This is a genomic window from Sphingomonas sp. Leaf257 (assembly GCF_001422185.1).
Classification (GTDB): Bacteria; Pseudomonadota; Alphaproteobacteria; order Sphingomonadales; family Sphingomonadaceae; genus Sphingomonas; species Sphingomonas yabuuchiae.
Map to the genome: position 1 here is coordinate 271,397 of NZ_LMMH01000001.1, position 26,004 is coordinate 297,400.

The 26,004-nt window shown below is 61.8% G+C and carries 28 protein-coding genes; 10 read left to right on the plus strand and 18 right to left on the minus strand.

The window, feature by feature from the left end; genetic code table 11:
• Positions 1 to 663: 663 nt before the first annotated feature.
• From ASF14_RS01275 to ASF14_RS01290, 4 genes are all read left to right on the plus strand, one after another.
• On the plus strand, positions 664 to 1,380 hold the full coding sequence (locus ASF14_RS01275; RefSeq protein ID WP_056430395.1) for a hypothetical protein: 717 nt from the start codon (positions 664 to 666) through the stop codon (positions 1,378 to 1,380).
• A gap of 5 nt (positions 1,381 to 1,385) precedes the next feature.
• Positions 1,386 to 2,210 (plus strand): hypothetical protein, encoded by an 825-nt coding sequence (locus ASF14_RS01280; RefSeq protein ID WP_056430398.1) that lies wholly within the window; start codon positions 1,386 to 1,388, stop codon positions 2,208 to 2,210.
• A 207-nt stretch (positions 2,211 to 2,417) separates the two neighbouring features.
• Positions 2,418 to 3,206, plus strand: a complete 789-nt coding sequence (locus ASF14_RS01285; protein ID WP_156360971.1) for a hypothetical protein — start codon at positions 2,418 to 2,420, stop codon at positions 3,204 to 3,206.
• Between the two features lie 132 nt (positions 3,207 to 3,338).
• The gene (locus ASF14_RS01290) at positions 3,339 to 3,851 is read left to right on the plus strand and encodes a hypothetical protein (RefSeq protein WP_056430404.1); all 513 of its coding nucleotides are present in this window, start codon (positions 3,339 to 3,341) and stop codon (positions 3,849 to 3,851) included.
• Here ASF14_RS01290 and ASF14_RS01295 read toward each other — a convergent pair.
• The 6 genes from ASF14_RS01295 to ASF14_RS01315 form a co-directional block, all read right to left on the minus strand.
• A complete protein-coding gene (locus tag ASF14_RS01295) occupies positions 3,830 to 4,555 on the minus strand; it encodes a hypothetical protein (RefSeq protein WP_056430407.1) in 726 nt (241 codons plus the stop codon). The genes ASF14_RS01290 and ASF14_RS01295 overlap by 22 nt on opposite strands.
• Before the next feature lie 357 nt (positions 4,556 to 4,912).
• The gene (locus tag ASF14_RS01300; RefSeq protein ID WP_056430410.1) at positions 4,913 to 5,344 is read right to left on the minus strand and encodes a hypothetical protein; all 432 of its coding nucleotides are present in this window, start codon (positions 5,342 to 5,344) and stop codon (positions 4,913 to 4,915) included.
• Positions 5,345 to 5,355: 11 nt separating this feature from the next.
• On the minus strand, positions 5,356 to 6,006 hold the full coding sequence (locus tag ASF14_RS01305) for a hypothetical protein (RefSeq protein WP_056430414.1): 651 nt from the start codon (positions 6,004 to 6,006) through the stop codon (positions 5,356 to 5,358).
• A 50-nt stretch (positions 6,007 to 6,056) separates the two neighbouring features.
• Positions 6,057 to 6,185, minus strand: coding sequence for a hypothetical protein (locus tag ASF14_RS22400; RefSeq protein ID WP_269083235.1), 129 nt, complete (start codon positions 6,183 to 6,185; stop codon positions 6,057 to 6,059).
• On the minus strand, positions 6,182 to 6,832 hold the full coding sequence (locus tag ASF14_RS01310) for a hypothetical protein (protein WP_056430416.1): 651 nt from the start codon (positions 6,830 to 6,832) through the stop codon (positions 6,182 to 6,184). The genes ASF14_RS22400 and ASF14_RS01310 overlap by 4 nt, the downstream gene beginning before the upstream one ends.
• Positions 6,833 to 6,870: 38 nt before the next feature.
• A complete protein-coding gene (locus tag ASF14_RS01315) occupies positions 6,871 to 9,060 on the minus strand; it encodes a S8 family serine peptidase (RefSeq protein ID WP_236696885.1) in 2,190 nt (729 codons plus the stop codon).
• Between ASF14_RS01315 and ASF14_RS21785 the strand changes: the two genes are divergently transcribed.
• The 5 genes from ASF14_RS21785 to ASF14_RS01335 all read left to right on the plus strand — a co-directional run bounded on the left by ASF14_RS21785 (position 9,047) and on the right by ASF14_RS01335 (position 14,126).
• The gene (locus ASF14_RS21785) at positions 9,047 to 9,250 is read left to right on the plus strand and encodes a hypothetical protein (protein WP_056430422.1); all 204 of its coding nucleotides are present in this window, start codon (positions 9,047 to 9,049) and stop codon (positions 9,248 to 9,250) included. The two genes, ASF14_RS01315 and ASF14_RS21785, sit on opposite strands and share 14 nt — an antisense overlap.
• A gap of 540 nt (positions 9,251 to 9,790) precedes the next feature.
• Positions 9,791 to 9,976, plus strand: coding sequence for a hypothetical protein (locus tag ASF14_RS21165; protein WP_156360973.1), 186 nt, complete (start codon positions 9,791 to 9,793; stop codon positions 9,974 to 9,976).
• Between the two features lie 143 nt (positions 9,977 to 10,119).
• Complete coding sequence (locus ASF14_RS01325; RefSeq protein ID WP_056430425.1) at positions 10,120 to 10,494, plus strand: hypothetical protein; 375 nt, start codon at positions 10,120 to 10,122, stop codon at positions 10,492 to 10,494.
• Entirely contained in the window at positions 10,491 to 11,378 is an 888-nt protein-coding gene (locus ASF14_RS01330) for a hypothetical protein (RefSeq protein WP_156360975.1), read from the plus strand. The genes ASF14_RS01325 and ASF14_RS01330 overlap by 4 nt, the downstream gene beginning before the upstream one ends.
• 489 nt (positions 11,379 to 11,867) lie before the next feature.
• A complete protein-coding gene (locus ASF14_RS01335; protein WP_168371485.1) occupies positions 11,868 to 14,126 on the plus strand; it encodes a TonB-dependent receptor in 2,259 nt (752 codons plus the stop codon).
• 327 nt (positions 14,127 to 14,453) lie between these two features.
• On the opposite strand, the gene ASF14_RS22515 is transcribed toward ASF14_RS01335, so the two are convergent.
• Genes ASF14_RS22515 through ASF14_RS21790 form a run of 4 tightly spaced genes read right to left on the minus strand, consistent with a single transcriptional unit; the run spans position 14,454 to position 17,813 of the window.
• Complete coding sequence (locus ASF14_RS22515; RefSeq protein WP_082442013.1) at positions 14,454 to 15,155, minus strand: peptidoglycan-binding protein; 702 nt, start codon at positions 15,153 to 15,155, stop codon at positions 14,454 to 14,456.
• Entirely contained in the window at positions 15,074 to 16,156 is a 1,083-nt protein-coding gene (gene hxsC / locus ASF14_RS01340) for a His-Xaa-Ser system radical SAM maturase HxsC (RefSeq protein ID WP_056430433.1), read from the minus strand. Before hxsC ends, ASF14_RS22515 begins: the two co-directional genes overlap by 82 nt.
• The gene (gene hxsB / locus ASF14_RS01345; RefSeq protein WP_056430436.1) at positions 16,153 to 17,565 is read right to left on the minus strand and encodes a His-Xaa-Ser system radical SAM maturase HxsB; all 1,413 of its coding nucleotides are present in this window, start codon (positions 17,563 to 17,565) and stop codon (positions 16,153 to 16,155) included. Before hxsB ends, hxsC begins: the two co-directional genes overlap by 4 nt.
• A complete protein-coding gene (locus ASF14_RS21790) occupies positions 17,562 to 17,813 on the minus strand; it encodes a hypothetical protein (RefSeq protein WP_168371487.1) in 252 nt (83 codons plus the stop codon). The genes hxsB and ASF14_RS21790 overlap by 4 nt, the downstream gene beginning before the upstream one ends.
• Before the next feature lie 142 nt (positions 17,814 to 17,955).
• On the opposite strand from ASF14_RS21790, the gene ASF14_RS21170 reads away from it, so the two are divergent.
• The gene (locus tag ASF14_RS21170; protein WP_156360977.1) at positions 17,956 to 18,609 is read left to right on the plus strand and encodes a hypothetical protein; all 654 of its coding nucleotides are present in this window, start codon (positions 17,956 to 17,958) and stop codon (positions 18,607 to 18,609) included.
• A gap of 13 nt (positions 18,610 to 18,622) precedes the next feature.
• Here the strand turns inward: ASF14_RS21170 and ASF14_RS20575 are convergent.
• The 8 genes from ASF14_RS20575 to ASF14_RS01390 form a co-directional block, all read right to left on the minus strand.
• A protein-coding gene (locus tag ASF14_RS20575; RefSeq protein ID WP_443025743.1) for an IS5 family transposase occupies positions 18,623 to 19,374 on the minus strand; the annotation gives its coding sequence in 2 pieces (ribosomal slippage) (positions 18,623 to 19,044 and positions 19,044 to 19,374; 753 coding nt in all).
• Between the two features lie 954 nt (positions 19,375 to 20,328).
• Positions 20,329 to 21,735: a hypothetical protein gene (locus tag ASF14_RS21175; protein WP_156360978.1), complete on the minus strand. Its 1,407-nt coding sequence runs from the start codon at positions 21,733 to 21,735 to the stop codon at positions 20,329 to 20,331.
• Positions 21,732 to 23,510, minus strand: a complete 1,779-nt coding sequence (locus ASF14_RS21180) for a VPA1262 family N-terminal domain-containing protein (protein ID WP_156360979.1) — start codon at positions 23,508 to 23,510, stop codon at positions 21,732 to 21,734. The genes ASF14_RS21175 and ASF14_RS21180 overlap by 4 nt, the downstream gene beginning before the upstream one ends.
• A gap of 109 nt (positions 23,511 to 23,619) precedes the next feature.
• Positions 23,620 to 24,009 carry a transcriptional regulator gene (locus ASF14_RS21185; RefSeq protein ID WP_168371488.1) on the minus strand — a complete coding sequence of 130 codons (390 nt, stop codon included), beginning with the start codon at positions 24,007 to 24,009 and terminating at the stop codon, positions 23,620 to 23,622.
• A gap of 30 nt (positions 24,010 to 24,039) precedes the next feature.
• Positions 24,040 to 24,480: a hypothetical protein gene (locus tag ASF14_RS01375; RefSeq protein ID WP_056430451.1), complete on the minus strand. Its 441-nt coding sequence runs from the start codon at positions 24,478 to 24,480 to the stop codon at positions 24,040 to 24,042.
• Between the two features lie 17 nt (positions 24,481 to 24,497).
• Positions 24,498 to 24,845 carry a hypothetical protein gene (locus ASF14_RS01380; protein ID WP_168371489.1) on the minus strand — a complete coding sequence of 116 codons (348 nt, stop codon included), beginning with the start codon at positions 24,843 to 24,845 and terminating at the stop codon, positions 24,498 to 24,500.
• 28 nt (positions 24,846 to 24,873) lie between these two features.
• Positions 24,874 to 25,332, minus strand: a complete 459-nt coding sequence (locus tag ASF14_RS01385) for a helix-turn-helix domain-containing protein (RefSeq protein ID WP_056430459.1) — start codon at positions 25,330 to 25,332, stop codon at positions 24,874 to 24,876.
• Positions 25,333 to 25,460: 128 nt separating this feature from the next.
• Positions 25,461 to 25,688: a DUF5818 domain-containing protein gene (locus ASF14_RS01390; RefSeq protein WP_056430462.1), complete on the minus strand. Its 228-nt coding sequence runs from the start codon at positions 25,686 to 25,688 to the stop codon at positions 25,461 to 25,463.
• Positions 25,689 to 26,004: the final 316 nt, after the last annotated feature.

Consider the following 26,004-nt stretch of genomic DNA (forward strand, 5'->3'; position numbering starts at 1 on the left):
GGACGGACCGGCGGCAAGGTTGCAAAGTGTCCCCACTGGTCAGATCGACACACCCGATCCGGACGAGTGCGGGATATCGGCCGCCAGCGGCCAGATCGCGGTCAGTCCAGACATAGGTGGCCGAGAATCGCGTGCAGTGAAGCGCGCAGATGGCGCCGCATGCCTTCCTCCGCAACCCGCGGCGTGTCTCGCGCCTGTCCGCGAGGCCCAGCACCGCGCTCGTCACCTGCTCGGAGTGCCGCATAAGGACGACCAGCCCCGCGCCGTTCGGGCCGTTGGCCGACTGCAGCTGTTTCCTGACCGTGCGCGAGTTGACGCCCGTGAGCATCGCCATCCGCTTGACCTGGATCGGCCCGTCTCCAAACTCGCGGCGCGTGCTCCTGCGAAAGGGTGGCCCTGATTTCGCTCACGGGATCGATCGGAAAAGTGTTTCCCGGGTTCGACCGAAACTTTCGGTTACCGACCGCGACGGCTTACAACCTCACAATTTTCAGTCGCGATCATAGCGGTAAAGCCAAGCCGATCCGCCAAGTCCGTGATCGGAGCGACGGCGCCGACAAACTGATCCTCGTTCCTGGCAAACTGATCCGCTCTATCGTTTGGATAAGAAGCCACGTCTGCACATCTCGTCGAAGCCTGACAACGAGATGGAAGGACATGCCAATGCCGAAGAAGAGCCGCAACGAGATCACCATCACCGACGCCCCCCGGTCCATGACCCGGACGATGGCGGGCGGCGGCGACCTCGTTCAGGTCGATGCCGTCTTCCACGTGCCGGCGGTGCATCCCGTCGGATCGGGACCGTGGAGCGAGGAGGCGGACAAGATCAGCTGGACCGACATGCCCACCGGCTACGGCTGCATCATGCGCCGTTCGCCGCTCGGCAAGTATCTCGCCGGATACGTGTCGGTCCAGCCCGGTCATCCGATGTTCGGTCGCGGCACCGGTTCCCTCAATGATCTCCTCATCGGCGTGCACGGCGGAATCGACTACGCCGCTGCCTGCCGGGCCTCCGAACCGGAAGAGGTTTCGATCTGCCATCCGTCCGGCCGGGAGAAGCGCGAACGCGTCGTATCGCGATCGCACAGGCAGACGGTTTACGAGAACGAGGCTGCAAAGGGCCACGCCGACGCATGGTGGTTCGGCTTCTCCTGCAATCAGATCGGCGACGTTCTGCCGGACGCGAGCTACGACCGCCAGAAGAGACAGGAGCGGCTCATCGGTGGCGTGGAACCCATCTACAGGACCGAAGCCTACGTCTATCGCGAATGCGTCCGCCTCGCCGCCCAACTGAAGGCCATCGAGGAGGGACGCGATCCGCGCGATGCCGATCCCGGCCCGTCGGCGTCCAGCCACGATCCCTACCGGACGAGGGGGTGAGGATCATGGACATCGATCCCGAACTGCCCTGGGGCAACTGGCATCGCATCGAAGGCAGATCGACCGGCTCGGTCTACGTCAACGACGCGACGGGCGAGACGTGGCCATCGCTGCGTGCCGCGCTGTGGTGCGGCCGCCTCGGCATGCCCACCCAAAACGGCGAGCCGCCGGCCGAAGTGCTCGAACTCGTCCACGCCGTGCTCGCCGCCACCGTGCGAAGGGAGCCCGGATACCGTCAGCAGCTCGCCGATCTATTCGAAGGCAATAGGCTGTTCCAGCGCATGTTCCACCTCTGGCTTGCATCGACGGGTCTAGCGGTTCTGGCGCGGAATGGTGAAGGCGTAGGTGAACTCACGCCTGAAGGCTGGTCGGTGCTGCTCATGCTGGCTGCGACCCGGCCCTACGATGTCCGCCGCAACCGGCCGTCCGCTGCGACGATCGCGATGCTCCGCGAACTCGGCCTCGGCCCCGAGGATCGGGAAGTGCGGCTCGAACGGCTGGAGCGGGAGGCCCGTCGCTGGGATGCCGCCTTCCTCCGTTGCGACGAGGCGGGCAGACCGACCATCGTGCTCGCCAAACGTAGCGATGGTCCGGTGCCGGTCCTGCAGACGGTATGGACGCTTGGGTTCTCGACCAGGAACCAGCGTGACGGCTTCTACGACTGGCTCTGTCGGCACCTCGACCGCTGGCAGGCCTGGGGTGATCTCGCAAGCCAATACGACTCGACCAAGCTGACGCACAAGCTCCTCGCGGTGATGACGGAATGGATCGCAGAGCGTGACCATCAGGCACCGTTCGTCACCTGGCCCTGGCGCAACGAGACGAGCTGATCCGGGAAAGAGGCGATGACTGCATCGCCCGACATGCAGACCACCGGCTCGCAGAGGGCATAATGCGATCTTCACGCCCTCTGCGAGCCGGTCGGTCCGACATACCTCATACAGGAGCGCAAGGCCGCGGTCGCCGGGATGTGGGCACCTCTCTCGCTGCCGAGATCCACCCAACCGCGACGAGTCACACCGACCTGGGAGCCGGACATGAGCAAATGGCTGCTGCACATCGACGAGACGACCCGCGAACGAGTGATGCGCGTCATCGAGGAAGCACGGCGGACAATCGCCGATGACTGCCGCATCGTAGGGCGAATCCAGTGCGGGTTCGAGGCCATCGCCATCCGAGCGGTCGGCTCGCGCGGTGAACTGGAACAGGTGCACGTCTCGATCGACGGCGAATGGTGCATGATAACGGCAAGAGCGATCGAGGGACCGCTCCCCGATACGTTGATGCTGACCGGCCCTCTCCTCCCTCGATCTCCGTCATTGGTCAGCGGCGTCGACGACGTCCTGTCCAGCCTTGAGCACTGGCGTGACCGCCTGTCCGATCCGGAGACCATCGGCTCGACCGATCACGCGACCGGCATACGGCGTGATCTCTCGCATCTGATCAGAGCCGTGGCTCAGCAGTTCGACAACCGCTGGTCGCAGGCGATCGTACGGTCGCGCGGTACCGGCCGTCATCACATTCAACTTCGGCTCACTGGCCACGCGAGCGGATCGACGGAAATGAACTTCGTATCGGGAACACGCCGGTCCGGTGTCGGTCGTATGAGCAGGCAACTGATCGATGCGATCGACGGCATCGTCGGTGACCACACGCACGTGTCGTCTTGGAACGGAAAATGCCCGGCCGACCGGCTCGTCATCACCATAGGCTCGACCGCTTTCATAGATGTTGGCGATCCGGGCGACCACATGGCAAATCTGCGAGGCTGCGCGATCCGTCCAGACGGCGCAGTCCTCATTCCCTCGTCCACCTCGTCACGCTGAAGATGCGGTGGCTGATCAGTCTCGCGGAAGGCCTCTCGTCCGAATCGGATCGTAGATCTCCTTCGATCCGTTCGCCCCCCGCGAATTCAACGAAGATAAAGGGTGACTCTCGTGTCCGAGAGGTGATTTGAGATGAAAGACCCCCAAGAAGAGTTGATGCGCGCTGAGGAGCTGATCTTAGCCGCCCTTCGATCGAATGCCGCATGTACGATGGATCCTATGATAGTCCAGTTGATCACATCATCGCCAGTGTCGCAACGACCCGAAATCGTCGTCGCCATCTCGCACGCCGACCCCGGACACATTTTTGGCCACGTCATGTTCGACAAGGACGCGAAAAAGTGGCGGATCCTAATGATCCATTCGGATGCGATCGTGAGCAAAGGTTCCGACGAGCCGAACCTAAAGACGTTCCGAAAGGCCGTTGTGGAAGAACATCGATACAGTTTGGTCTATTCACTGGGTGACTCCGTGACGTCTGCCAACGCTCCAAGCTTCACCAAGGCCATAGACGCTCTCTGCCAAATGATTGTCAATTATGATCCGTCGGCGGCGTGGCCGGATCAGCCCAGCTCCAACCACCAACTAGATTTCGCTCCTTTCGATGCCTACCGGTTCCGGGATCAAGTCGAGCGCCGACGGTGACCGCTCTCTACCAATTTTTTCGAAAAATTTGATTTCATCCATGAAGTATCGACGTTCGCTACGTCGCACTTTGTTATGGGATGAGGGTTCGGAAGACCCGCTATTTTCTCTGCTTGGTTACCACTATCAGAGAACAATTTCTTGATGCGGACCGGCTTTGGATCGTGCCAGATCGCGCTTATCTTCGAGGTCTTCACCAACGCGAAATGACATGCTTGGTTCGTATCGACGGCGAAGTCGGCTAGCAGAAGGAGGATGTGGGGCACGCACCAGACCTCGATTCCAGCATAGCTCCAGATGTCGAGGCGATCCGCTCGACGGATCATCTCCTCGAACTTAATCAGCGGCAGGTTTCCGTTTCCGACGCACTTACGACAGAAAGCATAAGCCGCTTTTATCGCCCCCTCTTCGAAGAAGGCCCGTCGGACGCGAAGCCCGCGCTGCTTGTCGCGATCCTCCTCTCCAAACCAGCGCAACCTACGGCTTCGAGCCGCACGAGAACAATCGTCAAGATCGGACAGGCCCTGCGGGCTTGGTGGATGGGAGAAGTGCGCAGGAACCGCCAAGGAGTTGATCGCCTTGGCCGTCACGACAACGCGGCACTCTAGGCAGTAAATTTTTCCTGGATTGCTCCTGAAATCCTCGGGCTTGTGGCAGAACTCTCGGATCGACATCTCCCGACCGCGAACCTCAGCATACTGCATCCACCGATCCGATCCTAGAAATTTTGAACCACTGCATATCGTCGACTGATATCCATTCTGTCGAGTGTTCGTCGACCAAACTCCACGTCGAGCGCTTCGATCATCTCCATTGCTGCTATGCGCATTGCTGGTGCTGGCGATCATAGTGTCTGCATTGAAGCGGCGCCGCACCGATCGGATCGTATCCCTTGAACGCCGAACGATCGATAACCGGGTCAACTGTCGTTCGGAGCGGTCCGGAAGCGAACCGACACGCCCGGACTGAAGCGAGGTTGACCAACGCGAATGGTTGCGTCGGGCACGTTCGAAGACGCTGCTGCACATAACGCAACAACGTTGGAGGAGGGAGATGCCTGTTCACGAACCGCAAATCATCGAACCCTTGGCGCGGGTAATGCGTCCCCGCAAATCGACAACTAGGGTCGCGTTCGTGGTCACCGTCTCGTAACCCATGGTACGGACGACGGCTGTGTCCAGAACCCTGATGGTTAGCCCGGGGCTCCTCCAAGCGTCATAGGTGAAAGGGAAAAGCTCTTGGGCGCGGGTTGCGGGTTCCAGTACGACGACGCGCCCGGCAACTCGCGTCATGCCTTTACGTCCGTTGGCGGCGAAAAGGACCGGTCCGTTCCGTCGGGCCGACCAGTAGCAGCCGGTCCCGTCCATGCCCGCCGCACGCCAATCGCGCATCGTGGTGGCTTGAAGCGGTCCGTTCCGCTTCACTCTCGCGGCAATCGACGTTGCCGCCGTAGCGAGGCATGCCATCGTCATGAGCAGGGCCTTAAAACGCATATTCCCTCCGTTCAGAACGCCGCGCCGGTCTTCTTTGGCACCAGCCGGTCGGCCGCAGCCATGACGGCGGCATCGTCCGCCTTCTCGGCGCGGGTGCCGCGGGCGGCGTTGATCGTGACGGCGTTCGAGGTGTCGATGATGACCGTCGGCCCCTCGCTGAAGACGATGCTCTCGCCGCAGCGGTAGCCCGCGTCGCACCACGATCCCCGCAGCTCGGTGCCCACCATGGGACGTCCAAATTTGGCCGCCAGCTGCCTGCGCAACGCCGGCAGATCCACCGTCCTGCCGTCGATGCGGAGCGAGAAGTCGTCGACGATGGAGCCCGACTGCACCTGAGCGAAGTGGATCGTCAGGCCCTCGCCATTCGGCCCACGGCAATCGAACTGCATCGTGCCGGTGGTGTAGGGAACGGGACCGCGTGCACGGGTCCGGTCCTTGACTTCGGCGGCGACGCGAGCGGCGAAGTCGGCTTCGTTGCCGAACGGCTTGCAGGTGTAGTTCGCGGACGCGAGCGCGGTCCGGACCTGCTCAATCGGCATGCTCAGGCGGACGCCCGCGACGTCCATCCTCAACGGACTCATACCGGTAGCCGCCGACTTGATGGGCGCGACCGGCGGCATCGGCATGGCAGCGGCGAGCAGGACGGCGATGGTGGGGATCATAGCGTGCTTCTTTCGGAAGATGGTGGATGAAGATCGGAAGGAGGTGCGCTTCAGCGCATCAACGGGGCGGCAGAGCAGACGATGGCGGCGGGATCGGCGACGTGGCGAGCATCCGAGGCGCGGGCGGTGCCGAACCATCGTGGGATATCCTCAGTCGGCATTTCCCGTCGGTCCGTCACAGCGCCTCCCAGCCGTCGTTCGTTCGTACGAGCGTGACGATCCGTTCCTCGGGCTGAGTGATCTTCGAGCGCACGTTCTCGGGCAGGGCCGGCAACGGTTCGACACCCCGATAGGTGAAGGTGACCTGCGACACCGTGCGACCCAGGGCGTCGGCCGGATCGGTCCAGCGGACCACGTCGACGATCTCGCCCCTGGCGGCACAGACTCCCGGAAACGCGCGCATGCCGCTCGACGTCTTCGCCTCGACCGGTCGGAAGTACGCCTTGCCCCGGTCCGTCGGCGTGTAGCTGAACAGCGCCTGCCGGGTCAGCGGCAGGGTGAAGTCGGCACGCTTCGCCGGTGCGTTCAGTTCGGTGCGCGTCAGCAGGCCGTCGCGTGCCGCCTCCTCGATCAAAGTGCGGCTCCGGGCGTCATCGGGGTCGGCCCCCTCAACGGGAGCGACCGGCACGATGATCGGAAAGGGCTGCGTCAGGCCGTCGTTCAGGCTCATGCGCTGGATCGGGATCGTGCGGCAGAAGATGTCGCCCGCCACCGGTTCCAGCGCCTTGCGGAAGTTCGCATCGTTCGGCGTCTTTGTATCCGAGCAGGCGGACAGCACGAGCACGGCCGCCACCGTGCCGACGAGCGGTGGGAGAGTGTGGTTCATCGGTGACATACGTGGTTTTCCTTTCCGATCGGGTATGGTCAGCGGATGGTCAGGGTCGCGAAGCCGGCGGTGTCGACGGCACCGGCGACATGTCCGGCATCGAAGGCATGGGCGACGCCGAACCGGACCGAGGAGTTCGGCGACAGCGCACGGGACCATCCGAACTCGAGGTCCAGCTCCCGCGCGTCCGGGGTGAGATCGACGGCCCCGGTCCTGGTCGTCAGCGTGCCGGAGACGAGGTCGTAGGAGACAGGCATCAGCATCATGACGCGGGCGCGTTCGACGCGGAGCGGCGAGGACAGGCCGAACGTCGCCGTGCCGCCGAACAGACCGTGTGCACCCTCGACCGCGAAGGCGGTGCCGATGACCGGACCGGTGAAGCGCATCGTGTCCGATCCGTCCTCCACCTTGGTGGTGGCGGCGGTGACGCGTGCGGAGACGGGGATGCCGACGACCATGCGCCGCATCGTAAGCGAGGCCATGGTGGTCCTCGCCCCACGCTGTCCAACACCGACGTCCTGGCTCATGCCCAGCACGCGACCGCGTTCGGCAAGATGGGAAAGTTCGAAGCCGAAGCCGGACGGCATGGCGAAGGAGGCGGAGCGCAACGATGCCAGTCCGTCGCGCGACGAACCGGAAGAGAATCCGGCGGACCAGCCGTTGCCGGACCAGGCCGAGGACATGCCGACCGGGGCCGCGACGACCGCGCGTAGCGGGGATCCGGCAACGCCACCGCTTCCGCCGACGACGACGTTCGCGCCCAACGTCACCGACTGGCCGGGGGCGGGCGAGAACGAGACCATCGCCGGTCGGTTCGGGCGGATCTGTCGCCAATAGTCCGGAACGGTGGAAGTGAAGCCGAGACGAGCGTCGGTGCCCGTGGAGGCGGACGTCAGCCACGGCGGGTCGATCGGCGCTAGCATGCCGCCGGCCAGCAGCCCCGTGCCGCGCGTGCGGACGCCGGTCGCCGCCGTCATCCGGTAGTCCCGGCCGTAGCGGTCGAACACGGTCATGCCGCCGACGCTGCGACCGATCACGGATGTGCCGCCGAACGGTGCCGACATGGTCACCGAGGAGAATTTCGCCAGCGCCGTCTGCGCAGCGACGAAGGAACTGGCCGGCGCCTGCGCCTGCATCGCCTTCCCGACGTCGAGCAGCCCCACTCCGTATAGCTGGTCGACGCCCGGAGCGCCGAGATCGGTGGCCGTGTCGAGCAGGATTCGACTGATCGCCTTGCCGCCGAGCTGCGGCCAATATTGCTTGAGTAGCGCCGCCGCACCGGCGATCGCCGGCGCGGCGAAGCTGTTGCCGGTGACGGTCGTGATGGAGCCGTCCTTGCCCACGACGTCGATGTTCGATGCGACGACCGCGAGGGTACGATCCGTCAGTGCGCCGGGGGTGCCGTTGCCGCTGGGGGCCTGCAGGTTCCGGTCGACGCGGATGCCGAACAGGAACCAATCCTTGTTGGTCATGTCGGTGCCGACCATGTTTTCGGTGACCTGACCCGCGAAGCTGTCCTGGCCGACGTCGTTCGAGACGGATTGGACGAACAGACGGTCGCTGGTGCGCACCATATCCATCGCCTTGCGCTGTTCGACGGCGATCTGGCCGCCTGCGAAGCCGTTCAGGCTCATGCTGATGACGAACGCGCCCTTCTCGACCGCGTAAGTGATCGCGGGAGCGATGAGCGCCGAGTTCGGACCGCCGCCCTCGGGAACGGGGCCGGACGTCGGACTGACGTTCGACATGTCCGGACCCGCGATCTTGAGCGCGAGCAGGGTCGCCTCCGGCGCCACACCCTGCATGCCTTTGGCGTCGCGGGCCGCCAAAGCCACCGACGCGGTACCGCTGCCGTGACCGTTGTTGTCCTTCAGGTCGTAGCGGACGATCTCGGCGTCGCAGGTGCCGCAGCGGGCGATCTTCTGGTCGAACGAGTTGCTGTCCGCCGAGATGCGGCCCTTGAATTCGGCCTCGCCGACGTTGATGCCGGTGTCGATGACCGCGATGGTGACGCCCTTGCCGGTTATGCCCCGATCATAGGCATAGGCCGCCTTCATGCCGACCACGGCACCCGATGCCCTGTACTCCGCCGTATCCGCTGCCGAGGTCGGCGTGGGTGTGGGCACCGGAGTGGGCGTCACCGATGGGGTGGGAGCCGGCGCAGCTCCGCCAGCCGAGTTGACGCCGCCACCGCCACCGCAAGCGGCGAGCAGCATGGCCGTGGTCACGGAGGCCGAATTCCTGATGATGGCGAGCCGCCTGCTGCGGCATCCGATGAGTTCACCCACGCGCGAGTCCCCGTTCGCGTCGGTGCCGATCGGCTTGCCAGCCGGCGGCACCGCCCCTGTTAACGAGGCGGTGCCGGCCCAAAAGCCGGGGATTCAGAACCTGCAACGAGACAGGCGCGAGCGTCTTTAGACCTCCGAGGAAGCCCTGGACATGCACGCCCGCTCCCCGGCCGAATGGAATTCGGGCCGGGCATCGGCTGTCGTTGCGAGGTTCTGACGCCTCGGTCCGCCTGCTGGCGAACGGACACCCTCTAACCGGAGAGTGTTAACACGATCAATCCACAGGATACGGCACGAGTCTCTTTTCGAACGACAATGTGCCGGTTCCTGGTAACCGCACGCCGCTGACGGTCACGGAACGCCATGTCACCGGTGATCAATGGGGCTCGTCCCTCGAACTGCACCTAATCGGCTGGCTCTCCGACAGTTCTTCTACAACACATGGACGTCGGAGGAGCATCAATCAGGTTGCTTACGCGCTCATCTTTAAAGCGAGATCATCACATGAAAAGCAATCAAAATGGATCATTTTGCTCGCAACGTGACACCATGGGTAATAATTTCCAATTCGGATATTTTTATCGTTGACGTCATACTTGCGTCATGATGATTTCACAATGTCGGGCGGTGACAGATGTCTTTCCACGCATCCCGACACGGGAGAAAAATTATGAAGCGTATTGTACTTGCTGCAAGCCTCGTATTCTCTTCGGTGCTGCCGTTCGCTGCCGCGCAGGCCGCACCTGCGGCAGTCGAGAACAAGCACTCCTATGTCGAATATATCGGCTCCTTCGAGAGCGGTGGCCACGTCTATGACGTGTACGAGGTCACCGACCTGGGTGGCGGTTACTATTAAGCCGATCCGCTAGACAGCGGATCAGCGGGCGCCGGGACGGATGCGCGCAACGCCATCGTCCCGGTTGCTTCCATCAGGCGCATTCCACCTTTCCGATCGACGACGCATTATGGTTCGGCGCGCGATCATCTGAGGAGCATCCCATGTTCACGAAGTCGTGTCTCGCGCCTGTGGCCGCCATGGTCGTCCTGGCGGGGTCCGCGTCGGCCGTCGCGGCGCAAAATCATGCCGGCAGCTTGGTGGAGGGTACTTGGGCGGGATCTTTCGCCTCCACGGAGTGGACCTTTGAGTTCAAGCATGAGGGTGGCAGCTGGTCGGGCCGATACATGTCGGCGAGAAGCGGCAAATGGGTCCCGATGCAGTCCTTGGCCGTATCGGGAAACACGGTGCGGTTCGGCATCGAAGCAAAGCCGCCGGTTGCCTTCCGCCTTGAGGTCGACAAGGCGAACAAGGCCATGACCGGCGACGTGGCGATCTTCGGCAAGAACCTTCCATTCACGGCGACGCGGAAATCGTGACCATGACCCTGGGGCGGGTGGCTATCGCACTGGTCGCGCTGGCTCCGTCAATCGCGCCGGCTCATGCCGCACAGCCTGGCGCGATGGTCATCAGGAAGGCATCGTTCGGTCACGTCGAGGTGGCTGCAACCGCTGTCGAGACCGCGCTCCGAGAGGGTCGCGCGGCGCAGGCAGCCGCTCGTGACGTGCTGCTCCTGCCGCATGTGCGCTTCGGCATAACGGCGCGATCGCACGGGAAGGCGCGGTGGGTCAGCATCGCAAGCAACGGATCACCGATCTATAGCTGGGCCTTCGAGAACACCGCGCCAGGCGGCCGGCCTGTCCCGCCGAGCCACGCCTTGCGCCACGAGATCGGGCATGATCTCTTCATTCGCCACCTCGTTCCGAGTTCGAGGGAGGGTCAATATGGAGGCGATGCGCCCGACTGGCTCGACGAGATGGCGGCCATCGCCTTCGAAGGCACCGACGTGACCGCGATGCGCCGTCGCGAGGCTGCGCGTCTTGCAAGGAGCGGGTCGCTCATACCCATGGATCGCTTCCTCACCATGGTCCATCCCGAACTGACAGAGTCTCCGGCATCAGCCGTCGCGTCCGATGGCCCAGCATACCGCATCAGACTCGCCGCCTCTTCAGACACGCCTCGCTTCTACGCCATGACGCGCGCCTTCTATGACTATCTCGTAGCGCGAACGGGATCGCCTGCCGTCGTCGCCAAACTGGCAGATGCCTTCCGCAGGGGCGAGCGCCTGGACGCTTGGGTCCTGGCCCGTAGCGGCCAGCGCAACGGATCGGCCTCGCTCGGGGCCCTGGATGCCGATCTGCGCAGCTGGATCCAGTCGGATGCCCGGTACGCCGTTGCGACTGGTAGCCCGAACGGCGGCTGACAGATCACCATGTCTCATGAGCAGAAACGGATCGACAGGTCGCGCCGCCGTTTGGCAGACCCCGATGGCGATCGCGTTCTCGACCGCACGTCGCGATCGCTCTCCAACGTCGTGCACAATATGATGGACCGCGCCACCCGACATGCTTCGCCACCTGAGCAACGCGTAATGCAATTCAGTCTGCCGCGCGGCGCGTCTCGGCGACGCTGCCTCCTTGCTGCGGGACTCCTCACGAGCGTGGCATCGTTTCCCGCTGAGGCGCAGGAGGGATCTTCTCCACCAACTCCTTCGTCATCCAAGTCGGTCCCGGCTGAAAGCGCAACTCTAGCGGAACGCTCCGAGCCCGTGATCGAGTTCCGCGGTGCCGATGGCGGGGCGATGTCACCCGAAATCCAGCGCGAAGTCATGGAGCAGCTGAGGAAGGAACCTCTACCACCCGCCCCCACCCCGCCGCCCCGGCCCCCACAGTCTAGCGTCGAACGAAAGGCGGTGAACGGCCCCGACGGCGACGTAGTTGTTTCCGGTCAGCGGGCACGCGGATCGGTACTGGGCAGCCTTCCACCGGAGCGATCGTTCAGCCCGCTCGACATAAGGGCGCTCGGGGTAAACAACATCGGCGATCTCCTCGAAGCGATCCGACCGCAGGTCAGCAGTGACAGGGGGCGAGAGGATGGCGACCCGGTCGTGCTGCTCAACGGGAAGCGAATCTCCAGCTTCCTTGAGATCGCCAAGTTCCCGACCGAGGCGATCGAGAGGATGGAGATCTTTCCCGAGGAGCTTTCGCTGAGGTACGGCTTCCCGGCCGATCAGAAAGTGGTCAATGTCGTCACCTTCGCGCGATACGCCGCAGGTGTCGGCCAGATCGATCACGCCACGTCGACGGACGGAGGGCGCGACACCTCGGGCGGCGACGCAACCTATCTTCGGATCAGGAACGACACGCGGTTCAATCTGAACGGCGAATATAATCGCGCGTCGGCGTTGCTGGAAAGCCAGCGCGACATCGTGCGCGATCCCGGCATCGTGGACGACGGGCGTTTCCGAACCCTGCTGCCCCGCACCGAACAGTTCGCCCTGACCGGCACCGTCAGCGGAAACGTCGTGAAAGGCGTGTCGTCGACACTCAACGGTCGCTTGCAGGCAAACAACACCCGCAGCCTTTTCGGTCTGGCCGGGGACCGCCCCCTCACCCGCGACACGGATGCAAGCGTCTTCCATCTGGGCACCGTATCAAGCGGATCGGCTGGACAATGGTCCTGGACCCTCACCGGCAATTACGATCGCGCAACGGCGGACACCTTCACCGATCCGGGCCGCATCGCGGGAACGCGGGACGTGGCGCGTTCGGTCAATTCCTTCACAAACGCCGATCTGCTGGTGAGCGGCTCCCCGTTGAAGCTGCCGGCCGGCCCGGCGTCGCTCAGTGTGCGGGGTGGCGTCGAGTTTCGCGATTTCAGCGCCAGATCATCGCTGTCGGGCAATGACGGGCGGACCAAGCTCTCGCGCGATCGGACCGCCGTGCAGGCGAGCCTCGACCTTCCCATCACCCGTGCGCGGCCGAAACGCGCGGATGGGCTCGGCAGCCTTTCCGTCAACGCCAATCTTGAAGTCGAGGACCTGTCAGACATCGGGATGTTACGAACGTTCGGCTATGGGCTTAACTGGTCGCCGCTCAGGGGGATCAGTTTCATCGCATCGGTGACGGACGAGGACGGCGCGCCGACGGTCGAGCAACTCGGCGCACCGCTCGTCGTGACGCCGAATGTTCGCACGCTGGATTTCACGCGGCGCGAGGCGGTCGATGTGACGCGCGTATTCGGCGGAAATCCAGCGCTGCGCCCCGACAATCGTCATGTCACCAGGCTGGCGCTCAATCTCCAGCCACTTCGTGCGACCGACTTCACCGTCAGCATCAACTATATCCGAACACGCACTGACGATCCGATCGCCGTCTTTCCGATCGTCACGCCGGACATCGAAGCGGCGCTTCCCGATCGGTTCGTCCGGGACTCGGACGGCAGGTTGCTCCGGATCGACACCAGGCCGCTCAACTTCGAACGTTCGTCGCAGGATCAGATGCGCTGGGGCCTGAACTTCACAAGACCGCTCGGAGCGGTGCCCCCGGGGCTGCAGAACGCGAACGTCCGGGTGATAGGGGGTGGCGAAGCGGGCCTGCAGGGTGCACTGCCGCCGGGCGCCAGGGTTATCAGGCCAGAAGCCGGAAGCGCAGCAGCGCGGCGTGTAGAGAATCTGACGAGCCGCTTGATCTTCAGCATCTATCACACATGGCGCTTCCGGGACGAAATCACCGTCCGGGAGGGTGCACAGGTACTCGACCTCCTCAACGGGTCTGCGATCGACAACCGCGGTGGCCGGCCGCATCACGAGGTCCAGGCGCAGGCTGGCGTCTTCAAAGGCGGACTCGGTGCGCGGATTACGGCGACTTGGCAGAGCGGGACATATGTGCGCGGCCTAGCCGCCACGGCGGACGGCGCGGCGGGGAATTTGCGGTTCTCCGATTATGGCCGCATGGATCTCGAACTTTTTGCGAACCTCGCCGATCAGTTCGGAGGCGCCAGCGCGCCGGGCTGGCTCAAGGGGGCACGGATCGGCTTCAACGTCGATAATCTGTTCAACAGCAGGCCCGCCGTGCGGGACGACAACGGATCGACACCGTTCAACGTCCAACCTGGCTTCCTCGAACCCCTTGGTCGCTCCTTGAAGTTCAGCCTTCGAAAAATCTTTTAGCGCTACTGTGGCAGAAGTCTGCGGGCGCGGCTCCCACCACTGTGTATGCGTCCTCATGCCGTGTGTAGGATCGTCAATTAGCGGCTGAAGAACGTACGAAGCCAGTCCAGCATGCGCACTCTAACTACAACGTCATTCATCGACACAATGCGAAGCGTTTGACCTCCGGATACACGTAGTTCCCTGACCGACGTGACCCTCGAGCGATCAGGCGACGTGTACGTCATCGTCACTTAGAATGACGTGCCAGCAGGGCAGATGTCTTCTATTTCAACACTTCCAGCACCTGCCAGTGCGTCATGCAAGAGAGTGACGAAGACGCCGCCTCTATTCGCTTGAGACCATCAACGCATCCAGTGTCTGTGGCGTGATGGTTCCTGTCACCGGGAGAGAGCGCTGCCCTTGAAACTTGCGCAGCGCAGCCCTCAGCTTTGGACCGACAACCCCATCAATGGCGCCATCGTAGAGCTGCCGTGCCATCAATGCGATCTGTACCCGTCGGACGATGGAGGCAAACCGCTTAGTCCTGCCCGATAGTGTCTTGGGTTCAGCCTCGACGGGGGCGGCCCGCTCGGTAGGCGAGAACAAGGGCGATGGTGCCGGAGGGGCGATCGGTTCCGACCGAACCGGCGGCGGCGTGTATATCGATCGCGCCGGTGCGGCCGAGCCACCGATGTAACTGCCCCCGGTGCTCGAACGGTGACTGGTGTGACTGTAGTGTCCACCACCGCCATAGCCGGATCGATGGCTTGAATGACTGGAATGACTGCGATGGCTTCTATGATCCGCCAGGATCACCGTATGATCTTGGCGGAACACGTCCAGCAGCGACGATCTGTCAGGATCGTCACGCGGACCCGACGTCGTCCTGACGTACATTGCCTGCGCCGGATCGCCGTAGCCGAACCCTGCGGCCAGAAGGCTGGGGATGAGGAACCTGATGCGTTTCAAAGCGGTGTTACTCCGTCCTCGGCCTGCTGAATGGGATGCCATTCGAAGAACCCGCTGCACGCGTCCCGCTCGCGACATGGTGCACACGCGTCCGCATAGCGGCGCTTCCAATCGGATATCGATGCGCGTGCCAGATCCCGCCAGGGCTCCGGCACGGTGCAGCGGGGGAAGTTGAAGAGCTGGGCGCGGATACCGTGAAGGGCGGCATGGTCGATCGCGTCGCCGATCGGACCGAAGTCTCGGGCATGCTCGACGAACAGCGACGCCCATCGCGCACGCGCGAACCCGATGTTCTCCAACTGCATGATCGACCAGACCTCGATGAACCGCAGCCGCTTGGCGACGTACCTGGCCAGCCGGGTCAGCGCGTCCGCGTTGTCGGCAACCAGCACCGTACGCAGCTCGATGCGCGCGCCGGCTCGTGCCAGCACGGCCATGCTCTTCTCGAGCCTGCTGAACGCGCCGTCCTTGCCCACGATACGATCGTGCAGCGCGGCGTCGGCCGCGTATATGGGAATGCCCCAACTGACGCGAGCGTACCGCTCATCCCGCAAGCGCGCGACATCGTCGTCATCGAAGAACTGGCCGTTGGTCAGAACATGGAACTCCAGGTCCGGACGCTCGGCCAGCACGCGTTCCAGCATGCCGAGGAGGTCGTCCTTGTAGAGTGTCGGTTCGCCCCCCGAGATGCCGATAAGGCTGTCAGATTCGGCGAGAAGACAGGCCTGCTCGAAGAGTGCGAACCGGTCGACGTGCGTCTTCTTCGGCGGTTGAGAGCACATCAGGCACAGCTGGTCACACCGTTCAGTCACGAGCAGCGTGTTGTGGCCCGATCCTCGTCGTAGGATCCGCTCCGCGCGTCCTCCGACCGGATCCACGATGACGACGTCGCCGTCCAGCTCTGTCGCCGAGGCACCATCGATGGCCAATACGCCGTGACGTCCGAGATACGTCACGCCTTCGGCATCCTCGTCGACGAGCGCCGCATCGGCTTCCTCCACCCCGCCGCGGCCGGTGTTCAGTCGAGCGACATAGGGGGCTTCGGCGTCTGACGCCGCGGGGAGCGTGAGGCGGATCACGACAGACGCACTCCGAACTCGGCGGGCGTGCCAGGCAAGCGGAGCCAGCGTGCCAACGAGTACCGGACGGCGGGGTTAGCGGAATAGATCAGCTCGAAGACGAGGTCGAACATCGCGAGCTGCCTGCGACAGAACTCGGTTTCGTGGCGCGGCAAGTCGATGCGCCCATAGCGCGAGAGATCGTCGACGAGATCGCGTCCGCAGAAGGGCTGATATGCACAACCCATGCAGGTCGGATCGAAACGGTTGGTCGCGTGCGCATTGAGACGGTCCCTGGCCTCGGTCTCCCAACCATCGAAGACGTCGCCGATCGCCAGGTCGATCACGCCGGAACGCGTCAGCATCCGCGCCTCGTCAGTGGGATAGACCCGACCATCGTGATCGACGACGGCGTAGTCGACCCCGACGGGATTGGGATCACGCAGATCAACGTGCCGGTCGGCTCCCGGTTGGAACACCCGCCGAAGGCATATGCTGAAATAGGTCTCCTCGAGGACCCGGCTTCGATCCTCCCAGTTCCGCTCGATCAACCGCCGGACAAAGGCTGAGTGATAATCACGCCAGACGGCGTCCAGCTCCCGGACCTCGGCATGACGCTTGCGCGCGAAGCCCTGGTAGTTGATCGGCCTCAGGAAGACTCCATCGATGCCGTAGGCCGCAAAGCTGTCGATCAGCCCGTCCATGTCCGGCAGGCGGGCGGGATCGACCGTGGGCAACGCTGAAACCTTGGTCGGACCGTACCGATCCAGCACGAAACGCAGATTGGCGAGAAATGCGTCGGTCGTCGCTCCATCGACGGTCCGTTGCCTGGCATGCGTGGCGGCGTCACCGTCCAGCGAAGTGCTGATGAAGACATCGGGCCGGTCGAAGAGTGCCAGCACTTCCTCGTCAATGCGCTGCAAATTGGTGCAGATGACGAACTGCCGGATCGGAATCCGCTCGCATCGATCGATCACTGCACGGATCAGGTCCGGCCTCAAGGTCGGCTCACCGCCCTGGAATTCGATCTTCACCCGCTCGGTCTCCAGGCCATCGATCAAGCGAAGGACCGCAGCCAACGTCGCCTCGTTCCAGTCGAAGCCCGTGCTGCGCTCCGCCACACGCGAGACCTGACAATAGCTGCAACTGAGGTTGCATCGGAGGGTGGGAACCAGGATCAGATAGTCGAGGGCACCGGCGTGCCCTATCCGTTCCGCGACGCCGTAGGCATGTGCCACCCGCCCCAGAGGATCGCCATCGTCGATCAGAAGACCCTCGCGGCTCAAGGCGTCGCGATCATCGTCCGTCAGCGCGTCGGCGCACAGGCGTTCGACCATCGACCGCTCGGCCAGCGCGAAATCGCCCGCATCACCGACGAGCAGCATTCCCTCTCCGTTCGCTGGCCGGACCCTAATTGGAGCGAACGTCATGAAAGGAGTTCCGCCAACACGATGCGGCGTGCTTCGGCAGTCGCTTGAAGAAGGCGTTCGTTCGTCATGACGCACAGCCAAGCATCCCCGATGCGCTCATGCGTCGACGTCTCGGAACGAAGCGCAAAGCCACCATCGACGCGCTCGATCGCTATCGATGGATCGATAGTCGCGAGACGATGCTGCGCCATTTCCGGCAGATCGATGATGTCGACCCGAATTTCCGCTACGCGGACTTCCCCCTGCAACGCCCTCTCCCCTTGGCGTGATCGTACGAGACTAGGACGAGCTAAGATGCACCACAATAAGCATCACATCCATTTTCGAAATAATTCCGCGAGTTGAGGCACGCCGAAGAGCATGTATGTTCAATCGTCAGGACAGTGGGGGATGGCGATGAACCGAAGGTCGACCGGCGCGGCGGCGAAGAGCTCGAGCCGTGGAGTCGCATGGACAATCGGCATTATCGGGACGCTGGTCGTTTTGGTGAACGTGTCGAAATGCTCTTTGACTTCGCCGCGGACACCGGCGGAAGTCGCGGCCTCCGATCCTGCGATCAAGACACTGACGTCCTCCGTGGCCGCTCAGACTCCACCCGCAGTCCAGCCGTTGAGTTCGCCAGCAGTACGAGAAGGTATCGCCGAGATGGGCAAGGCCTTCGCGTCCGAGGGCTTGTCGGGATCCATGATCTACAGCCAGAACTGCTACGACGCCCTGTCTAATGCCTTCAGCTGGCGCCTGCTCGACACCTGCGGCGCCGCCGATCTGAAGGGCGTCGCATCCGTTCCGGAGGACGAGGTGAACGGCATGGAGAAGGAGATCGCCTATTTCCAGAGCGAGGTGGCGGCTGCCAGATATCTCGCAGCAACGACCGGTGCCGGAGCTTCGGCCGATGATGCCGACACGCGGCTGGCAGAAATTCAGCGGCGAGTGCCACCGGCCAAGCGCGCCCCTGCTGATGGCCCGGACATCGACAATACCTCCGCCGTTCCAGATGGTGCCGTGACGAACGGCGGAGAAGGAGGAGACGCAAAGGCCCCCTAGGGCCGATCGACATTCATCGTAGCCAGATCATGGCGGCGGCGAGATGAACGAAGCCGACGAAGTGGATGGTGCGGCGGTCGTAGCGAGTGGCGAAGCGTCGGAAATGTTTGAGGCGACTGAAGCATCGCTCGATCTGGTTGCGATGCCTGTAGATGCCCGCATCGTGCGGGATGGCGACCTTGCGGTTGCGCTTGGACGGGATCACCGCCTCGGCGTGCATCGCTGCGATCTGGCCACGTAACTTGTTGCCATCATACGCCTTATCGGCAAGCACCGCTTTGCCGCGCTGCCCTTCGAGCAAGCCTGATGCCGAAGCGATGTCGCTGGCTTGGCCGGGCGTAATACGGAAGCGCAAGGGGCGGCCGAACGTGTCGGCGAGCATGTGTATCTTGGTGGTCAGTCCGCCTCGGGAACGCCCCAGCGCCTGATCCTTGGCCCCCCTTTTCCGGTCGCCGCCTGTTGGTGCGCGCGAACGATGGTGCTGTCGATCATCAGATACTGGTTGTCGCGGTCAGCCGTCAGCGCCTCGAACACCCGCTCCCAAACGCCGGCGTGGCACCAGCGACTGAAGCGTCGATGGACCGTCTTCCACTTGCCGTACCGCTCCGGGAGGTCACACCAGTGTGCGCCCGAGCGCAGTACCCAAAGACATCCGTTCACAAACAAGCGGTTGTCCGCACCCGTCCGGCCAGGGTCAGCGGTCTTGCCGGGAACCAGCGACGCTATCCGCGACCATTGCGCCTCGCTCAACTCGTACCGCTTGATCCCCATCATCTGCCCTGCGCCACAACACGGATCCCTATGAATCAGCCTTCACGCCATTTGGGAATCCTGAATGTCGATCGGCCCTAGATTTCGGATGCCTCCTTCGGCATTCCCAGTATCCGCTCGATCTCATCATGCGTCGGCTCACGGATCGTGTCGCCGTCCAGCACGTCGAGGGCGTGCTGCAGATGCGGTACGCACCTTAGATCTCCCGCCCGATCCAAGATGTCCAATGCGCGTGTCATCAGCGAACGCGCCAAATCGAGGTTGGCCCCCTCCCCTATGCATTCGGTCTTTACAAAGCCCTCTCAGGAAAATCCCGCGCCTTCGAGAACTGCCGCCCTGATAAGCACCCCTCGCATCCCAAGCACGACCGTAAATGACGACGTGGATCGCCTCTGCCGCATCAGTAAGTTGTTGCAAGTGAAAATCGCGTTTGGAACGGAGGAAAAGAGCGGCACTGACTCCCGCTTTCCCCACTCCGATTCATTTCACGGGTGTAGCGCCTGCGCTACCGCACTTGGCGAAACGTCCTTTGGCGTCCTTGCACTTCATGGGCTTCGGCTTGGCCGTGTCGCACTTGATAAATTTCCCCTTCGCGTTACGGCACGGAGCTGCGTTCGCGGGAATTGCCATCACAGAAGCCAGCGCGATGGCGGTGGGAATCGACTTCAGCATTTAAGCTATCCTCGGGTCGTTTATTGACCCATCTGAATGTACAGCATGCTCCTTGGGAACGCCACGGTGATGACCTCGCGAAACGTCAACAAGCAACCACATCATCGTTCCGATATTGTACCAGTAGCGTCTGGTCGCACCGCAATCGGCCATTCGTTTGATCGAGCGGCGATGTTCCCTATCGCCACCGTTCAGGTGGCCGACAGCGAGTGCCGAAGCTAGGCGGTCCTATATGTTTCCAAGACTGATGGGGGCGATCGCAACGGATCTGAATGCTCACGTGCCATAACGGCGTCGAACAAAGGCGTCTGCCGCAGGAGGAAATCTCGGGGAGATGTCGGACAGCCAGACCGAGTCATCCGCCGACCGTCCTTGCGACTGACTGGCGAGATGATGCCTTGAGAGCAGTCGGAAGAACTGCGAGGCGGCCGCACTGGCTGAAATATGCCATTTTACCTCGCTTTCAGCTAGGCCGCGCGCGAACTCTAAATCGGGATTCTCCGGTTTTTCGCATTCCACAAACCATCCGACGACCGCGTAATCAAGAACGGATTGCGCAATTGCTGTCAGGTTCTGTCCTTCGCTTTCTCCGAAATTCCAAGCCAGCCAACGATCGTGAGCGTAGCGCCACAATTGGCTACGTCTGGTGGGGTTCGCAAGCCGCCGGAAATGCGTAAGGCAAGCGGTGACGATCGCCCGACTATCTGCGTCGACGGTCCCGAGTTCGATACTTTCCACATATGCCCGCAATGCAGCCTTGTCGCTGCGCGCCAGAGCTGCTGCGATTGCCGCATGGATATGGGCATGGCGCACCGGATAACGATTGCAGACGGCTAGCCAAGTCGGCCAGCCGATGCCGTCACGTGCCAACATAAGGAGAAAGTTGCGAAGTAACTGTGTCTCCTCTGTCGATAGAGGACGTTTCTCGCGATTGGCAATCCGATCCAAAATCGCAAAATGTAAATAGCTGTTTCGGCTTGCTGCGGCGAGGCGAAGAGCATCGGCCAGCACCAGTGGTTCCCCAATAACGTGGGCCCGCATCCAGCTATCGATGCCTTGCGACAATCGTACTAATCGTGGCCGATCGAGATGGAAGAGCGCAAGAATGGCTTCTCGAGCGGCCGGATCCAGAACCGGCAGTTGTCTGAACGAGGCGGCCCGACTGGCAACCTCTGCCCAGTCCTGCCGTCGCTCTGAATTCACGAGCGCCACGTAATGTTCGCGTTCCCAGATCGACACCCCATCCAAATATCGAACTTCTGTGGCTCGGCTGTTCAAGACGGCCTCACAGGCGGCACGAAGTTTTGGATGGCGATCGAAGCGAGGACGCATTGCTCGCCAGAATGCCCCGTCTTGGTCCCAAGCGGCCACGGAAGCCAACACGATCTCGATCCGTTCGGCAGGATTTGCCGCCCTGCTATCCCAGTCTGCGAGCGCTGATATGGTCCAACCGAGCCGGCGTGCCAGCGCCTGCACCGCAGAAGCATCAGCTGAGGCCATCCCAGCGATTGCTGACGGAACGTCGCCAAGATCCGCGAGCAAGGCGGCCTGGACTTGGGAGAGCCACCCTGATCCGTTCGAGATGCTGACAGTCCCGACCAGTGCTTCAAGCGAGGTCGGCTGCGTCACCTGCCCGTCCCAAACGCGAATAAGTTGACCAATTGCTTTCTCGTATCCGCTCATCCGCATTTCCATACAACATGTTCAGACTCGTTAAGGGCAGACCAGAGGTCCTCGAACGCGCCTGCTATAAGCGCCGGGTTCGAAACTCGCTGAAGAATGTGGTGGGCGGTCCCGAAACTGTTGATCGATGTCCCGAGCGACCAGGCAAGGGGGCCACTTTCTTGATTAGGGAAAATCAGAAAGCGATCGTGAAATGCCCAACCTTTTGGGCCATGACGCGTCTTATATATCAAGTGAAGTCCTTGATGATTGCCGCTGTCTCGTATCAGCGTTGCCTTTTGACGGTCGCGAAAAGGAGGCGCTTGGGGCGCTGGAGGGCCTATCAGTGGTGCCTTAAGACGTGGTGGGTCGCGACCATCGGTCAGCGCGCGAAGTGGTGCACCAACATGTTTGCACCAAAACAGGGTCTGGAGAAGGTCAGTCGCTGTGAGATAGGGATCCCAAAGATCAACACCTTTTTCTCCATGTTCGTCGATCAGGAAGCGAAGGTCAGCGAGTCCGCGTTCACGCTCTTTGATACAACCCGCACGGGGTCGATATTGTATGAAATCGCGCGTGTTATCGAGACGCCGACGTTCTTCGAGATCTTGTCGCTTACCGAGCCAACTGTTGGCGTCTGCGTCCACGACATCTCCTACGGTGCTGTTCTCGGTCGTGATCAGAGTAATACGGGCAGACGTCGGCTGCCCGTCCGCATCCATCGAATCGAAGACCCGAGGCTCGTGCTCAACGATGTGGATCGCGAGATGGGCGTTCTTGAGTGTCGATGTTGGAGCGGATGCGGCCAGCAACATACCCGTCGAAGCATCCCAGATCTCCCCTTCGAGCGGTTGACGGTGAGCGTCGATCGGCATGGTCGTGCCGCAATCGAACTCGCGCGCGATCGCAGCCCCAGTTAGCAGTCCATCCCAGCGGGTGCGTGCTGCGGCGGCAAGCGTGCGAGGCGGTATGCCGGGACGCCAGTCGACAGTTGCGGTCGATTCGCTTGCCCCGGCACCCGAACGAAATTCTGCGACGAGTCCCGTGACTGGGACTTGGATTAGCACGTCACCAAGAAGATCGGAAAGTCCAGCGAACGCGATAGGAACGACTGCTTCGACCGCATCTGACAAAGCTTGAAGGCGCCGTCGATCTAGGAAAAACGGAGCAAGAGGTGCTTTTATACAATCGTGCAGGCGGAACACATGTGATCCTGCCCAGAAATTGTTTTTGAGAACGCGATTAAGCGGTACTGCGAAGCTTCCATCCGGAGGGGCGAACATCTGAGGCTCCGCCTTCAACTCGCCCGTACAAAGCTTCTTGCCGCTTAATGTCCAGTCTCCGGTGCACGCGAGGTGATCAAGTGCTGCGTCGAGCGCGTTGACCGAGCGCAACGTACGGATAACGCCAAAAGACCAACCAGAAAAGCCCTCAATAGTGATGCGCCCGGTCAGAAACTCCGGACGTTCGTTGCCGCTAAGGTGCCCTTTCTCTCCAAGAACAGCGATGGATAGGACATTGATTGACGATTTCTTGGTTGGTGTCCCTATTACCTCAATGAGTTCAATATGGTCGAATTCGCCGACCACCCCGCCAGTAAGGAGCCTTTCTAGTTCAACGCGCGCCGTTTGGAGACCACCTTTGGCCTGAGAAATTTTAGTCACGAGTCTGGGCACCCCCGGATAAATGAACATAATGAAAAAATGCTTGATATCGCCTACTGGCAACATCAGACGCTCGACGCGAAGCTGCGGAACGCCAGCTAAGTCCCAAATCATGCCATTCGGGATGATCAATGATGCCCGATTTCTAATCAAAATTATTTAAAAAAGGGTCGATCCGCCAATACTCATCTTTGGCTAACCTCAGCCCACATTCATTCATGTGTCGGGCAGGAACGCCCCTCTATGATTGCCCGGACAGCACGAAATGCATCATCTCGCGCGATTTCCTCGTCAACGATATGTATCGTCGACGTGCGTCCGCAGGATCAGGGGTCGAGCAGATCAATCCGTCCGTGGTGAGCCTTACGAGATGTCGCAGAGCGGTGGTAGGCGGCACGCCCCCCGCCAAGCAGGCCGATGTTGCACTGATGGGGCGGCCCTTCTGTTCATTCACGAACAAATCGAGCAGGATGTCCCATGACGGCTCGCCGAAATAGCCGCTGCCGATCACCGCATCGCGATGACGTCTGATGCCCAGCAAAGTAGTCGCCACATCGTATGGTGACGAACCTGCGTTCACTGTCGTTCCGGCTCCGGCAATCGCGCGAAGGCGATTGGCCATGTCGAGCAATTCCGTTCCATTCCGCATGTCAATTTGCTCTCAGAAAACTGTCCAATCCCGCTCCGGCACATCGCGCGTCCTGTTACGGTGGCGTACGATGCCAATCAAAAGGATCAGCATGACGGGATAGGCGCTGTAGGCGTGCGCGAGTTTGTACACCTGCCGCTGTATCACTGGGGCGAGCCAAACGCCGATCTGAAGCTCGACCCCCACCAGTAGGAATGCGGCGAGGATCATCGGCCATATCCGCTCTGCTCTCAGTGCCACGGCCGTCACCGCGGTCAGCGTGATGACGTCGAGAAGCAGAATCCCTGGTTCTCGGGCGACGAACACCCCCCGCCCGGCATTCACCATCATCGTGTCGACGATGGCCGACGCTCCAAGAATTCCAGCGATCCAGCGTTCGGGACGCCCGCCGCATCTGATCGAATAGATGAGCAGCCCGATGAGACCGGCATAGAAGACGACGACGTTTAGCATGGACGCCGTCGTCCTGTTCAGGCGGCCGAACGGATCGCGACGACCGTTCCAGCAGGCGCATCCCGCGCCTCGTCGTAGGTCGGCACTGTATCGCCCCAGGAGGTCACGGAATGGCCCTTCCGTTCGACGATCTCCAGAGACTTCGAGTGCGCCCGCGCGAGATGATGACGCCCTCGAAGATGATGCGCCATCGCCTCGTTGATGTCCGCGAAGACCGACTGCGGCTCGCCGAAGGTCAGATCCAATTGCGCGCTGGCTCTCTGTGCGTCGAGCAACAGCTGTGCATATTCCTGCAGAGCGGCATCGGATGCGGATTCCGCCGCCTTGAGGCGCGCATAGAAAACACTTGTTACCTCGTTCCCCACATTATCCCCCGTCACATACTGTCGGAGCTCAACGCTCCGAACGATCAGCAGATGATCGGGCGGGATCGTATATCGCGATCCCTCCGACCACAGCCATGGCGCTGAGTCCGAGACCCATGGAAAGCGCCAACGCCACGCCAATGATCACACCCAGGCGATGGAAGGGCCGGAGCCGCTCCAAACCCCGGGATGTGACCCGGACGTCGTCAGACTGTGTGACGAGTGCTGACACCGGAGGTTCGTCCAGCTCAACCCGGATCGGTTCCCCCGGTAAAACTACGGGATTACTAACTACCTCAGAAAGTTCCATAAAGGTCGTCGCCGCATGCTGACGATTCCGCGCTCCGAGCAGCGCCACCGCATCGGCGATGTAGCCGTCCACTGTCTTCGGAGAGATTCCGAGATCTGCCGCGATCTCCTTGCTCGTTTTATGAGCGGCGACGCCGACTAGACATTGCTTCTGGCGATCACTGAGGCGGTTAAGCATATGTCCTGCTTAGCGGTAACGAACTTGGAAAGCACCGATTCGGTTGGTTCACGTACGGGTAACCGTGATCGTGATGGCGTTCCGGGCGCTTCGCACACCGCTCAATAATCCATCCTCTTCCATGTTCTCTAAGATTGCCGTGGATCGCATCGTTCGATCCGCTTCACGCTGAGCGTATCGAAGCCCTCCCTCATCCCGAAGACGACCACTCGCTCGCCGCCCCAGCGGCGCGCCAGCCACCATGATCGCAAACCGAGGTCGAGACGCCACGTGCCACCGCCATCCACACGAAGAAGATAGCCAGCGGCGTCGAAATTCAGCCGGCCGACAACCTGATACTTGGTTCCCATCGGCATTTTGTCGTCCCTGCACAGCCCTGCGAAGATGATCTGCCATAAACTCGACGGACATGCGAATGTCCGTCGGGACATTCTGACCACCTCACCCGATCATGCGCGACGCCCCCGGCAAATAAAACAATCATCAGACAAGGCGGAATGAGAGCCAGGCCACTTGATATTCCTCGGAGATAAAAATGAAATTGCTCAGCATTCCCCGGCGGCGCCAAGACTTCTTCCCCTACGTGATCACCCCGGCCTTCGGGGGATTTCTGCGCAGCAGAATGGATCTGTATGCAGAAAGTGGCGATAGATCAGCGGCCGATGACTTTAA